11 protein-coding genes are annotated in these 13,911 nt (G+C 63.2%); 6 read left to right on the forward strand and 5 right to left on the reverse strand.

Annotated features, from left to right (window positions below; translation table 11 throughout):
• Positions 1 to 5: 5 nt before the first annotated feature.
• The 4 genes from MAXJ12_RS15630 to MAXJ12_RS15645 are packed head-to-tail and all read left to right on the forward strand — an operon-like array spanning position 6 to position 5,982.
• Positions 6 to 1,580, forward strand: a complete 1,575-nt coding sequence (locus MAXJ12_RS15630) for a trimethylamine methyltransferase family protein (protein WP_008836883.1) — start codon at positions 6 to 8, stop codon at positions 1,578 to 1,580.
• 8 nt (positions 1,581 to 1,588) lie between these two features.
• Positions 1,589 to 1,972: a RidA family protein gene (locus MAXJ12_RS15635; protein WP_008836884.1), complete on the forward strand. Its 384-nt coding sequence runs from the start codon at positions 1,589 to 1,591 to the stop codon at positions 1,970 to 1,972.
• A 48-nt stretch (positions 1,973 to 2,020) separates the two neighbouring features.
• A complete protein-coding gene (locus MAXJ12_RS15640) occupies positions 2,021 to 4,591 on the forward strand; it encodes a GcvT family protein (RefSeq protein ID WP_008836885.1) in 2,571 nt (856 codons plus the stop codon).
• 35 nt (positions 4,592 to 4,626) lie between these two features.
• Positions 4,627 to 5,982, forward strand: a complete 1,356-nt coding sequence (locus MAXJ12_RS15645) for a M24 family metallopeptidase (RefSeq protein ID WP_008836886.1) — start codon at positions 4,627 to 4,629, stop codon at positions 5,980 to 5,982.
• On the opposite strand, the gene MAXJ12_RS15650 is transcribed toward MAXJ12_RS15645, so the two are convergent.
• Complete coding sequence (locus MAXJ12_RS15650) at positions 5,949 to 6,782, reverse strand: PhnD/SsuA/transferrin family substrate-binding protein (RefSeq protein WP_008836887.1); 834 nt, start codon at positions 6,780 to 6,782, stop codon at positions 5,949 to 5,951. The genes MAXJ12_RS15645 and MAXJ12_RS15650 overlap by 34 nt on opposite strands.
• 46 nt (positions 6,783 to 6,828) lie before the next feature.
• A complete protein-coding gene (locus tag MAXJ12_RS15655; RefSeq protein ID WP_040586432.1) occupies positions 6,829 to 7,842 on the reverse strand; it encodes a fatty acid desaturase in 1,014 nt (337 codons plus the stop codon).
• 221 nt (positions 7,843 to 8,063) lie between these two features.
• Here MAXJ12_RS15655 and MAXJ12_RS15660 point away from each other — a divergent pair, with 221 nt between their 5' ends.
• Positions 8,064 to 8,915, forward strand: a complete 852-nt coding sequence (locus MAXJ12_RS15660; RefSeq protein WP_040586413.1) for a helix-turn-helix domain-containing protein — start codon at positions 8,064 to 8,066, stop codon at positions 8,913 to 8,915.
• 81 nt (positions 8,916 to 8,996) lie between these two features.
• A complete protein-coding gene (gene bmt / locus MAXJ12_RS15665; RefSeq protein WP_008836890.1) occupies positions 8,997 to 10,019 on the forward strand; it encodes a betaine--homocysteine S-methyltransferase in 1,023 nt (340 codons plus the stop codon).
• 28 nt (positions 10,020 to 10,047) lie between these two features.
• Here bmt and MAXJ12_RS15670 read toward each other — a convergent pair whose 3' ends face one another.
• The 3 genes from MAXJ12_RS15670 to MAXJ12_RS15680 form a co-directional block, all read right to left on the reverse strand.
• Positions 10,048 to 10,494, reverse strand: a complete 447-nt coding sequence (locus tag MAXJ12_RS15670; protein ID WP_008836891.1) for a hypothetical protein — start codon at positions 10,492 to 10,494, stop codon at positions 10,048 to 10,050.
• A 325-nt stretch (positions 10,495 to 10,819) separates the two neighbouring features.
• A complete protein-coding gene (locus MAXJ12_RS15675; RefSeq protein ID WP_008836892.1) occupies positions 10,820 to 12,835 on the reverse strand; it encodes a vWA domain-containing protein in 2,016 nt (671 codons plus the stop codon).
• A 2-nt stretch (positions 12,836 to 12,837) separates the two neighbouring features.
• The gene (locus MAXJ12_RS15680; RefSeq protein WP_040586434.1) at positions 12,838 to 13,401 is read right to left on the reverse strand and encodes an RNA polymerase sigma factor; all 564 of its coding nucleotides are present in this window, start codon (positions 13,399 to 13,401) and stop codon (positions 12,838 to 12,840) included.
• Positions 13,402 to 13,911: the final 510 nt, after the last annotated feature.

Below are 13,911 nucleotides of genomic sequence, written 5' to 3' on the forward strand. Positions count from 1 at the left end.
AGTCCATGACCGCTGCCCTTCACTCTGCCGAACAGGCGCCCGTCGGCCGCGCCCGCCACGGCGGACGCGCCGGAAAGCGCGCCGGTGGGGCCTCGGCCTTCGAGCAGGCGCCTTTCCGGCAACTGAAAATCCCGTTCGCGCCGACAAGGCTGGTTTCCGACGATGAACTGGAATCCATCCACGTCGCATCGCTGCGTGTGCTGAGGGATATCGGTGTCGACGTGCTGCATGAAGGGGCACGCAAAATCATGAAAGAGCATGGCGCGGCCGTGCGTGAGGGTGTTGAGCGGGTTCATTTCGACAGCGACATGATCCTCGAACTGATCGCACACGCCCCTTCGGAATTTACCGTCCATGCGCGCAACCCGGCGCACAATGTGCGCTTCGGCGGCAACAACGTGACCATTGCGATGATGGCATCCGCGCCGAACTGCTCGGACATCGACAGCGGCAGGCGACCGGGAAATCAGGCCGACTATCGGAATTTCCTGCGGCTGGCGCAGATGCACAACATCATCCACTGCATGGGCGGCTATCCGGTGGAGCCGATCGATATCCACCCTTCGGTGCGCCATCTCGAATGCATCCGCGACCTCGCGACGCTGACCGACAAGGCGTTCCACATCTATTCGCTGGGTAAGGAGCGCAATGTCGACGGCATCGAGATCGCCCGCATCGCCCGCGGCATCTCCCGCGAACAGATGCTCGACGAGCCCTCGGTCTTCACCATCATCAACACCAATTCGCCGCTGAAGCTCGACGTGCCGATGATGGAAGGCATCATCCAGATGTCCTCGGCGGGCCAGGTCGTGGTTGTCACGCCGTTTACGCTCTCGGGCGCTATGGCGCCTGTGACGATCGCCGGCGCGCTGGTGCAGCAGAATGCCGAGGCGCTCGCGGGCATCGCGTTTTCGCAGATGGTGCGCAAGGGCGCCCCGGTCGCCTATGGCGGCTTCACCTCCAATGTCGATATGAAATCGGGCGCGCCTGCCTTTGGCACGCCGGAATACATGAAGGCGCAATTGATCGGCGGCCAGCTCGCCCGCCGCTACAACGTCCCCTACCGCACCTCGAACACCTGCGCCGCCAACACTGTCGACGCGCAGGCGGCCTATGAGAGCGTGTTCTCGCTGTGGGGCGCGATTCAGGGCGGTGGGAATATGATGATGCACGCCGCGGGCTGGCTCGAAGGCGGGCTGCGCTGCTCCTACGAGAAGACCATCCTCGACATCGACATGCTGCAGATGGTCGCCGAGTTCCTCACGCCACTCGATCTGTCCGATGACGCGCTCGGCTTCGAGGCGATCCGCGACGTCGGGCCGGGCGGCCATTTCTTCGGCACCCAGCATACGCAGAACCGCTACAAGACTGCTTTTTATTCGCCGATTGTTTCCGACTGGCGCAATTTCGAGACATGGGCGGAAGCCGGCAGCCCGACGGCCGTCGAAAAAGCCAACCGCGTCTGGAAAGAGCGGCTGGCGACCTACGAAAAACCCCACATGGACCCGGCAATCGCCGAAGAACTGGACGCCTTCGTCGAAAAGCGCCGGCTCGAAGGCGGCGCACCGACGGATTTTTGAGGTTTGAAATGAAGATGAAGCCCATCAACGCGCCTGACGCGCCGCAACCGCTCGGCGGTTATGTCCAGGCGATGGAAGTGACCGGCGCGACGCGTACGCTCTACATCAGCGGCCAGATTCCTCAGGCTGCTGACGGTAGCGTGCCGGAGCGATTCGAGGACCAGGCGCGCCTCGTCTGGGAAAACGTGATCGCTCAATTGCACGCCGCCGATATGACACTCGACAATCTGGTCAAGGTCACGATTTTCCTTTCCGACCGCAAGTACACTGCCGATTACCGCAAAGTCCGGCAGGAGGTGCTTCAAGGCAGGCAGATCGGGCTGACAACGATCATCACCGGCATCTTCGACGAGAAATGGCTTCTGGAGATCGAAGCCATCGCCGCCGCCTGACGCCGCTTCCATTCCTGACTCGATTTACGCACAAACGGACGCAATTTCATGAAATCCCACGCAAAAGCGGTTGTCATCGGCGGCGGCGTCGTCGGCGCTTCGGTTCTCTTCCATCTGGCGAGGGCCGGCTGGACGGACGTCATGCTGATCGAGCGCTCCGAGTTGACCTCGGGTTCGTCTTGGCATGCCGCCGGCGGCTTCCACACGCTGAACGGTGATCCCAACGTCGCCAAGCTCCAGGCCTACACCGTGCAGCTCTACAAGGAACTGGAGGAGATTTCCGGCCAGTCCTGCGGCCTGCACCTGACCGGCGGCGTGATGATGGCGGATACGCCCGAGCGCATGGACTTCCTGCGCCTCACCCACGCCAAGGGCCGCTATCTCGGCATGGAGACCGAGTTGATCACGCCGTCCGAGGCCAAGGCGATGTTCCCGCTGATGGACGAGACGAATTTCGTCGGCGCCATGTGGGATCCGGTCGAGGGCCATCTCGACCCGTCGGGCACCACCCATGCCTACGCCAAGGCCGCAAAAAAGCTCGGCGCGGAAATCGTGCTGCGCAACCGCGTCGTCGAACTGACGCAGGAGGTCGACGGCACCTGGAACGTCGTCACCGAACAGGGCACGGTGAAGGCCGAGCATGTCGTGAACTGCGGCGGCCTGTGGGCGCGCGAGATCGGCCGCATGGCCGGGCTGGAGCTGCCGGTTCTGGCCATGGAGCACATGTACCTCCTGACCGAGCCTATGCCCGAGGTCGAGGAATTCAACCGCTCGACCGGTCGCGAGATGATCGGCGTCATCGATTTCAAGGGCGAAATCTATACCCGGCAGGAGCGCAATGGCGTGCTGCTCGGCACCTACGAGAAGGCGGCCAAGCCGTGGTCGCCGGTGGAGACGCCGTGGAGTTTTGGCCACGAACTGCTGGCGCCGGACCTAGACCGCATCGCGCCGTCGCTGGAAGTCGGCTTCCGCCATTTTCCGGGCATCGAAAAAGCCGGCATCAAGCAGATCATCAACGGCCCGTTCACTTTCGCGCCTGACGGCAACCCGTTGGTCGGTCCTGTGCAGGGCCTGACCAATTACTGGACGGCTTGCGCGGTCATGGCTGGCTTTTCGCAGGGCGGAGGCGTCGGCCTGGCCCTGTCCAACTGGATGGTGCATGGCGACCCCGGCTTCGACGTCTGGGGCATGGACGTTGCCCGCTTCGGCGAATGGGCGACGCTGCGCTACACCAATGCCAAGGTCCGGGAAAACTATTCGCGCCGCTTCTCCATACGCTTTCCCAACGAGGAACTGCCGGCGGCAAGACCGGCGCAGACGACGCCGCTCTACGACATGATGGTGGCCAACAACGCCGTCATGGGCGACAGTTGGGGCCTTGAAACCCCACTCTGGTTCGCGCCGAAGGGCACGGAACCCGAGGACATCGTTTCCTTCCACCGCTCCAACGATTTCGAGCATATCGGCAATGAAGTGCGCGCGACGCGTGAGCGCGTCGGCGTCACGGAAATCGCCAATTTCGCGAAATACGAAGTCGCCGGGCCGGGCGCGGAGGATTTCCTCAACCGGCTGATGACCAACCGCATGCCGAAGGCCGGGCGCATCGTGCTGACGCCGATGCTGAATGAGTTCGGCAAGCTGATCGGCGACTTCACCATCGCCAAGGCGGCCGAAGAGCGTTTCATGATCTTTGGTTCTTCCGCCGCACAGAAATACCACATGCGCTGGTTCGAAAGGCATTTGCCCAAGGACGGCTCGGTCCGGTTGCACCGCTTCGACCAGACGCTGGTCGGCCTGTCGATCGCCGGCCCACGCTCGCGCGACCTTTTGACCAAGCTGGTCGATGCCGATGTCTCGAACAAGGCGTTCCGCTTCATGGATTTCCGCGAGATGGCTGTCGGCGGCGCGCCCTGCATGGTCAACCGCGTCACCTATACCGGCGATCTCGGTTACGAAATCTGGATGGCGCCGGCCTATCAGCGGCTGGTCTATGCAGCAATCAAGCAGGCGGGCGAGGAGTTCGGGATCGTCGATTTCGGCATGCGCGCGCTGCTGTCGATGCGGCTCGAGAAGAACTTCCCGACATGGTTCCGCGAGTTGCGGCCAATCTACGGCGTGTTCGAAGGGTCGATGGATCGCTTCATCAAGCTGGACAAGAACGATTTCATCGGACGCGAGCAAGCGGCAAAGGAACAGGTGGAAGGCCCGAAGCTGCGCCGCGTTTCGTTCATGGTCGATGCGATCGACGCCGATGTGATGGGCGATGAGCCAATCTGGGCGAAGGTTTCGACCGACTATGGCACCGTCGAGAAGCCGCACGGCTTCGGCGCGCCGCGCTTTGACGGCTCGGGCAAGGAAGTGCGCGGTTCGATGGCCGCTAATGATTCTTCCGGCATTCGCGGCATCGTCGACGGCGAGTGGCGAGTTGTCGGCTGGGTCACATCCGGCGGCTACGCGCATTACGTCCAGAAGTCGATGGCGCAGGGCTATGTGCCGGCCGCCCTCGCCCAGAACGAGAGCGACGGCCTGTTCGAGATCGAGATCCTGGGGCGCCGCCGCCCCGCCCGCATCAACATTGCGCCGCCCTTCGACCCGAGCGGCGAGAAGATGCGGACGTAAGCGTTACCCTCACGATCCCTCAGGTCCCGAGCGACATGGAAAATGCTCCCAAAGGTACCTTCGGTCGCCACCGTAAGATCATGCCGTTCGATGCGGCAGCGCTCGATGTGTTGCAGACGCAATCCCGGCAAAAAGCAGCCGCCCTGAACCAGCATATTCTCGGCTATGGCGTGCTGGCCGAAACCGAATGGGCGGCGGCGGGCCTACCAGCCCCCGACCTGCCTGCCATGCGAAAATACCGGCTGGAGCGCATCCGCGCCGAGTTGAGACGGCGCGACTATGCGGGCGTCCTGCTCTACGATCCGATCAATATCCGCTATGTCACGGACGCGACCAACATGCAGGTCTGGGTGACACACAACGCCACTCGCTACTGTTTTGTCGCCACCGATGGCCCGATCATCCTCTTCGATTATCATCATTGCGAGCATCTCTCCGATCACGCGGGCGTAGTGGACGAGGTTCGGCCCGCCGTCTCCTGGATCTATTTCTATGGTGGCGAACTCGTGCCCAGACGCGTTGAACGCTGGGCATTGGGCATCGTCGACCTTTTGGCCGAGCACGGCGGCGGCAACCGGCGGCTCGCGGTCGACCACATCGACGCAGAACCGGTGGCGGAACTCGCGCGGCATGGCATATCCGTCCACAATGGCGAGCGGATCATGGAACGCGCCCGCATGATCAAATCGCCGGACGAGCTTCTGGGCATGCGTCGCTCGATCGCCGCCTGCGAGGCAGCAATGGCTGAAATGGAGTCTGCGCTGAAGCCGGAAATCTCCGAAAACGAGTTATGGGCGGAACTTCATCGCGGCAACATCGTGCGCGGCGGCGAGTGGATAGAAACGCGTCTGCTTGCCTCCGGCCCGCGCACAAACCCGTGGTTCCAGGAGTGCTCGTCGCGCATAATCGAGGATGGAGATCTCGTGTCATTCGACACTGATCTCATCGGCCCCTACGGGTTTTGCGCCGACATCTCGCGCACATGGCTCTGTGGCGACGGCGCTCCGTCCGACGAGCAGCGTGACCTGTACCGCATCGCCGCCGACCAGATCGCCGCAAACCGCGAACTGCTGAGGCCGGGCGTGACACTGAAGGAACTGTCCGACACCGCGCGGCATCCGCCCGAGGACTGCATGCCAAACCGCTATGGCTCGCTCTATCATGGCGTCGGCCTGGCGGACGAGTATCCAGGTATTCCACACCGCGTCGACTGGAAGGAGGATACGCCCGACGACGTCCTTATGCCTGGCATGGTTCTGTGCGTCGAAAGCTATACCGGGCGGCTCGGTGGGCGCGAAGGCGTCAAGCTCGAGGAGCAGGTGCTGATCACCGAAACCGGCTCCGAGCAGCTTTCGCGCTATCCGCTAGATGCGAGGCTTGTCGCCAACTGATCGACGCTGGCCAGCGCGGCCCGGAGCCTTGCCAGAAGATCGTTGGAAACACCTGCCGCGGTGATGTAAGGCAAGCCCTTGCGCCGCTTCGTCCAGCCGATGACCTGGACGTCCCGAGCGGCCCGCTCGAAACGCTGGGCCATCGCCCAGGTTCGGCAATCAATTGCGCAGACATCTGCCCGGCCCTCGGCGACAGCGACGATCGAATCGCGATGGCCTTTCGTTTCCAGGCGCTCAGAGAAGATGCCGAGGTTTTCGCCCATCGCCTCCAGATCGCGCGTGATCGCGATGATGCCCGACATGGAGTCGCTGCTATTGAAGGCGAAGCACCGGTTGCGCAGCAGATCGAGTGGAATGGCGGCGCGGCCGCCGGCTGCGGGCGATGCGTGCGCCTGCCCTTCACTCCGCCGCATCAGGATCGCGCTCGAATACAACTCGCCCTGCCCGCCTTCGAACCCGTCATAGCTCGGCTGGCCGATAACCTGCACATGGCGCGACAACCCCTGCTCCATCGGCCCCCAGCAGGTCTGGGCGAAAAGCAGTTGCGGGTGGAGCCAGACGGCGCGGAAGTCGAATTCATGGGGCGGCAGGCTTGCCGGATCGGGCATGATGACCTCACCGTCCGCGCCAAGTAGGCCGCCGGGCACAGACGGCAGATCCGCATTGCTGCGAACCAGCCTTTCCGGCGCATCCCCGCCTGCGACCCGAAACGCATCGCGCAGCCGCGCCCATTCGGCATCGGTTTCGGCCCCGCTTTCGGGCCAGTCATACATCGGCAAGGCGGCTATGAATTCACTCATGCGCGCATATCGACCGATGAATTAGGCTGATGCAAGCTATCGCCACTCATTCCTTCGGCGGCTCGGCCGGCACGGGAACGGTGCCAAGGCCATGTACGGAGCGGCCGCGAACGCGCGGCTTGAAGGCGCGGCCAGCTTCCGGCGCGCGGCGCAGCACCGGATGGACGACCGGCTCCTTGGCGCGGAAGGCGAACTCCTTCATCAGCGCCAGATAGTTCGGGAACACGTATCCCCTGTTCATCGCAATCCATTCCTCGCGGCGTTCGGCAAATAGCTTCGGCAGCCGATACCATGCCACGGTCGGGCTTTTGTGATGCACGAGATGCAGATTGTTGTTGAGGAACAGGAAGGCGAGCGGTGAGCGTTCGACAATGATCGTGCGCCCGTCCGGCCGCTCCGACCATTGGTGCTCGGCGAAGGTGCGCATCGAGATGAAGGACTGTCCGAGCCAGACCGGCACCAGTATGTAGAGCCAGAGCGGTATGGCGAATACGAAGACGATTGTCGGCAGCACGATCGCCAGGCCGGCCGCATGCAGCAGCCAGGCCTTGCGCGCCGCACGGTCGCCGTCGGCGATCAGTTTTGCTTCCGATAGCAGGAAACCTGCCGTGCCGAGCACCGGTCCAAGCACGAACCGCCCGGCCATCGTGTTGTTCACGGCGAGCAACGTCTTCAGCGCCGCCGGCAGTTCCCGGTATTGCCAGAGGGCGCGATAGTAGCTTTCGGGATCGTCGAACGGATCGGTCAGGCTCTCGTCGGCATGGTGGCGCAGGTGCAGCGCCCGGAAACGCCGGAACGGATAGACCAGCCCGATCGGCAGACCGATCAGCGCTTCGTTGATCCAGAGTTTTCGGGTCGGATGGCCGTGAGCGGCTTCATGCATCAAGGACGACTGCATCGCCAGAAGCACGCCAAGCACCAAAAGGGAGACGACTGGATATGCCGGCCACAGGAAGAACGCCGCCCCCGCCCAGGAGGCATAGGTTGCAGCGATCAGCCCCACCGTCGGCCATTCAATGACCGGCGCCCCGCTTCGCCGCTTGCCCGCAATTCTCGCCATGCTCTCGATCACTACCTCAGTCGCCGGAGTGCAAATCACTCCTGACACGAAGTTGTCAGCAGGGCCGGCAAGCTTCAACGAGACAATGCGCACATAATGTTTATATTGCGCATCTTCAGCAGCACATGTTATGTATTGTAAACAAATGTTTGAATTTTCGTTCCTCTTCAGGTCCATACGTGTCCCCTGCGAGGAATTTTTAACCCGATCGGGAGGCGAAATTGGATAAGCGCGATTTGTCAGGGGTGTTCCGCCAGCGCCTCAAAACACTCGTTCAGCGCGCGGGGCTCAATCAATCGGCCTTCGCCGAATCGGTCGGCATCGACCGCTCGGCGCTGTCGCAACTGCTTTCCGGCGCCACCACCCGCCTTCCCCGCGCCGAGACGCTGCTGACGATCGCGGCCGAGCACCGTGTTTCGCTCGACTGGCTGATGGGCCTTAGCCAGGACGAAGCGCTCACCGGTGAAATCCGCGCCAGCCTCGAAATCGAGGAGGCCTATGGCGGCTTCGACCGGACGTTGCTGGCCAAATGGCATGGCGAAGCCGCGGGCACCAAGATCCGTTATGTGCCGGCCGGCATACCTGATCTCCTGCGCACCGAGGCGTTGATCGACTACGAATCGGACATCTCCAACAGAAGCCGGGAAGCCCAGGCCGACGAAACGCAGTACCGCATCGACTACAACCGCCGGCCCGAGACCGACATGGAGGTCTGTATGCCGCGGCATACTCTGGAGATCTTCGCTCGCGGGCTCGGCGTGTGGGACGGATTTCCCGACGAGGCGCGACGCGAGCAACTCGAGCACATGGCGACCCTGCTCGACGACCTCTACCCGACTTTCCGCCTGTTCCTCTACGATGGACGCATGCGCTATTCCGTGCCCTATACGATCTTCGGGCCGTACCGCGCAGCGATCTATGCAGGCGACATGTATATCGTGCTGAACGCCACCCAGCCGGTCCGGGCGCTGACCCGGCATTTCGACGACCTCATCCGCGCCGCCGAAATCAATGCGCATGAGGCTGCGGCGTTCGCCCGGAACCTCTCGAAAACGGCGCTTTCGGCAGCATAGGAGAGCATGCTCTCCATTGACTAGACATAAAGACTTGTTTATATCGTTATCCTTCTGGAAGTACTCAAAGGCGATTTCACCATGACCAATCCGATCGACGCGCTGCTGGCCGAAAAGGGCGTCCTGCTCGCGGATGGCGCGACGGGCACAAATCTGTTCGGCATGGGCCTGGAAGCCGGCGAGGCGCCGGAACTCTGGAACGAGACCGCTCCGGAGAAGATCACGGCGCTGCACCAGAATTTCGTCGATGCCGGCGCCGACATCATCCTCACCAATTCGTTCGGCGGCACGCGCCACCGGCTGAAGCTGCATCATGCGCAGGACCGTGTGCACGAGTTGAACAAGCGTGCGGCCGAGATTGCACGAAGCGTCGCCGACAGGGCCGGGCGCAAGGTCATCGTCGCGGGCTCCGTCGGCCCGACCGGCGAACTGCTCCAGCCGCTCGGCGCGATGACCTATGACGAGGCGGTTGACGCCTTCGCAGAGCAGATCAGAGGCTTGAAGGAAGGCGGCGCGGAAGTCGCCTGGATCGAAACCATGTCCGCGCCCGACGAAGCCAAGGCCGCCGCCCAGGCGGCGATCGATGCCGGCCTGCCCTACACCTACACCGTTTCCTTCGACACCGCCGGCCGCTCGATGATGGGGCTTGCGCCGAAAGACATTCACGGCGTCACTGAAGGGCTTCCCGAAAAGCCGGTCGCGGTCGGCGCCAATTGCGGCGTCGGCGCGTCCGACATCCTGTCGTCGCTGCTGGATATGACCGGCGCGAAGCCGGAGGCGACGGTGATCGTCAAGGGCAATTGCGGCATCCCGGAATTCCGCGGCACCGAAATCCACTATTCCGGAACGCCCGAACTGATGGCCGACTATGTCAGGCTGGCGGTTGACGGCGGCGCCAAGATTGTCGGCGGCTGCTGCGGCACCTCGTTCCAGCATCTTGCGGCGATGCGCCATGCGCTCGACGCGCACCGCAAATCGGCCCGCCCGACGGTGGAGACGATCGTCGAGCGCATCGGACCGATGCGCAACAAGCAGGCGAGCCAGAGTGGCGGCACCGGGGAGACCAGCGACGCCCGCCGCGAGCGCCGCCGCGCACGGGCCTGATACCGGTCCGGACCCGGGTCCCTCCTCGTTAGCCACCGCGCACCGCTTCGATGAGCACGCGGTGGTAGTGCTGTTCGCGTTCTTCCAGCCACGCGTAGGCACGCGGCCAGCTTGCAGGATCGGTGACAGGGTGCGGCAGGTTGGTGAGGTAGCAGCAGCCCTCATAGCCGCGCAGGCTGGCATCCAAAGCCAGGCCGAGATCCGGCTCATAGGCTTCTAGCCGGTTCGCCGTTGTCGCAAAGCGTTCCCCGCGCTGTCCCCTGACGAACAGGCCAACGCTTCGATTCGTCAGGTACAGCGAGAGGACGAGATCGTCCGACACCCGCCGCCAACGCGAATAGAGGCTGCCATGCTCGATCCGGACGTCCTTCCGGTGGGCGATGTAGCCGTTCCAGAAGGTCTTGATCTCGGCAGCGGATATCGAGCGCAGCCCGGTCCGCGCGATATCCCATTCGTCAAGCGCACGGTTCGACATGGACTTGCCTGTTCGTTTGACTTGTACCGGCCATTTGTCTGCGGAACACGGAATGCGGGCCCATGACTACAGGATCACGATGGAAATCCATTCGATCGTGACCAGTACCCGAACTCGGAAGGCCCTTTTTTCGCCAGTTCATCCGCAATTTCTCCCGCATGCCGAGGCCAGAGAATATCACAAGGCCCATATGGGTGGACAAAATCGCGGCTCCGCACGAAAGGCCGGCGGGAACAAACGTCCTCGCCGGCCTGCCTCGCCCGCCCATCGGTCAGTTCCCCGTATCAGAAGGACGCCGTCTGAAGGGAACCGGCCGTTATCGCCGCTACCGCTTGCCGCTGTCCAGCGCCGAGGCGAGGCGCACCAGCGAGAGGAATTCCGACCTGTAGCCATAAGGATCGGCTCCACGGGCGGCGGCGGCGATTTCGATGATCCTGTCGTAGCCCAGCTTTTCCGTCTGGTCGGCGTTGCGCAGCTTCTGGCCGAAGGCTGCGACCGCAACCGAGAAGCGCTGGTCGTCGCTGACGGCGGCGAGCGACGCCGCCTCGTTTGCTGCCGTCACCGGCGTCGTGATCAGCTTCGACACGTCGCCGTCCGGCAGCTTGTAGCGGATCTTCACGAAGGCATATTCACCGGCATTTTGGACGCGGGGCGAATGATCGGCCGCCGCCGAGCCGTAGCGCAGATCGTCGATCATCACTGCCGGGCTGCCCTTCGGCGTGATCTCGTAGATCGCGGTCACGGAATGGCCGGAGCCGATCTCGCCGGCGTCGACGCGGTCATTGTTGAAATCCTCGCGCTTCAGCGCCCGGGTTTCGTAGCCGATCAGCCTGTATTCCGAGACTTTTTCCGGATTGAACTCGACCTGGATTTTCACATCCTTGGCGATCGGGAACAGCGTCGAGGAGGCATCCTGCACCAGGACCTTCTGGGCTTCGGCGAGCGTGTCGATATAGGCCGCGGTGCCGTTGCCGTTCTGGGCGATGGTCTGCATCGTCTGATCGTTGAGATTGCCGCGGCCAAAACCGAACACGGACAGGAACACGCCGCTCTCGCGCTTTTCCTCGATCAGCCGCTTCAACTTGCCATCATCGCTCTGGCCGACATTGAAGTCGCCGTCGGTGGCGAGCATGACGCGGTTGACACCGCCTTCGACGAAGGATTTTTCCGCCAACCGATATGCTTCCTTGATGCCTGCCTCGCCGGCGGTCGAGCCGCCGGGCGTCAGCGTGTCGATCGCCTGAAGGATCTTGTCGCGTTCGGACACCCTGGTCGGCTCCAGCACCGTTCCGGCCGCGCCCGCATAGGTCACGATCGAGACGGTATCGTCGGGCTTGAGTTTGCCGACCAGAAGCCGGAAGGCGGAACGGAGCAGCGGCAGCTTGTCCTGTTCGTTCATCGAACCGGACACGTCGATGAGGAAAACCAGATTGGCCCTGGGCTGCTCGGCAGGCTTCACGTCGAAGCCCTTGATCGCGACATGCATCAGCCTGGTGTGGTCGTTCCACGGCGTCGGCATGACGGTGACCGTCGGGTTGAACGGGGTTTCGGCGGTCTCCGGCCCTTTCCAGTCATAGGGAAAATAGTTGATCATCTCCTCGACGCGAACCGTGTCGGGCTGCGGCAGGACGCCTTCCTTCAGCGAACGCCGGACGAAGGAATAGGACGCGGTGTCGACGTCGACGGAAAAGGTCGAGACTGGGGTTTCCAGCGCGGAGCGGACCGGGTTGGTCTCGAATTCCTGGACGCGGTCATTGGATTCCTCCATCGGCATGATTGCGTCGGCCGGCGCGTACACCATCCGGTCGGGCTTCGATCGGTAGTTGCCGGCAAAGCCGACCGCGCCGCTCATTGGGGCGACGCTCTCGGCCGCAGGCGCTGGCATTGCCGTGGCGCTCTTGTCCTGCCGTTGGGCGACAGCCGGCGCGGATTTCGGTTCGGCATACAAGCGAGCGGCTCCACTCTCGGCGTCGGCCTCGTGCCGTTCGCGCGGCGTCGCCGGGCGTGCCGCCGGCGCCTCGGTCACCTCGCGGTCCGTGCCGAACACGAAGGGCGATTGCGGACGGTCCATCAGATAGAATGTGGCGTAGCCGGCGACCGGCAGGGCGACCAAAGTCGCCAGCGCCGGCGCTGCGTAGAGCTTCTTCTGCATCATCCCACTCCAGAGTTGTTGTATCCGGTCGGTGAGACGAAGACCCGGCCGCGATCCTTGGCCGGCGGGGGAAGAATTTTCGAGATCGTAAGCGGCGAGCGCCGCCTGCAGCGCGCGCGACTTCGCGTCGCGGCCGGGAGGCGGCGCGGAAATCGTCCGCAGCATGTCGAGTTCGTCGTTATTCGCCATGGTCACACTTCCCCGGCCGAGCGCGTGAGCAGCTTCAGCCGTTTCTTCGCTTCATGGATGTGCCAGGAAACCGTCGCCTCCGCGCAGGCCATAGCGTCGGCCGCCGCGGCGTGGCTGAGCCCTTCGCCATAGACGAGCAGCACCGCGTCGCGCTGCTTGTCAGGCAGTTCGCGCACCGCCGCCCAGAGCCGCTCGGCCTGACCGTCGGGCTCCGGGACCGCTTCGCCGCCAATCAGCATATGGACGCCGAAGGCCTGCACCTTCACCGCCTCGCGAGCGCTCTTGCGCATCATGTCGCGGCCGGCGTTCAGCGTCAGGGCATAGAGCCATGTCGTGAACGCGGCCCCGCCGCGATAGGAGCGGATCGTCCGGCCGAGCCGCGCGCAGACTTCCTGCGCGATGTCCTCGGCGTCGGCCTTTCGGCCACACCAGCGGTAGGCGACGCGATAGACAAAATCATAGTGCCGTTCGACCAATTGGCCGAAAGCCGCCTTGTCGCCGTCCCCTGCCCGCCCGATCAGTTCCTGGTCGGAGGCTTCTTCGCTTTGTTCCAGCATCATCGCCATCATCGCATGGTGGACGAAACGATTGCGGCGTTCCTTGGGGTGGTGGGAAGAATTATTTTGGAAGGGGATCGGGAGGGTCGCTGCGGCTTCTCCCTTCTCCCCTTGTGGGAGAAGGTGGCCGACCCTGAGCTTGTCGAAGGGAGGTCGGATGAGGGGTGTTGGACGGAGTGCCCATTCTGGTGATCTCGAGCCTCCCGGTCGATACCGTTGAAGCTCCATTTTCCCCTGCCTCATTCCTTCCAACACCCCTCATCCGTCTTGGCGCTTCGCACCATTCCACCTTCTCCCACAAGGGGAGAAGGTGGAGGCGCGCTTCATCATCGCCACGCCCGGTTTTCACCGTCTGGCCATTGTCGAAGAACACTCCTCATTCGCGAGGAGTAGTCGGGAAGCGGGGCGCTTGGCCTTGCCTTCCTAACTTTATTTACGTGGCGCAGCTTCCGCGCCCCGCCGGTGTCTGTCGCCCGGTCGACCGGTCACGCGCCCCGCTCCATGTACATTCCATGGACA

Origin of the sequence: Mesorhizobium alhagi CCNWXJ12-2, assembly GCF_000236565.1 — a bacterium.
Classification (GTDB): Bacteria; Pseudomonadota; Alphaproteobacteria; order Rhizobiales; family Rhizobiaceae; genus Allomesorhizobium; species Allomesorhizobium alhagi.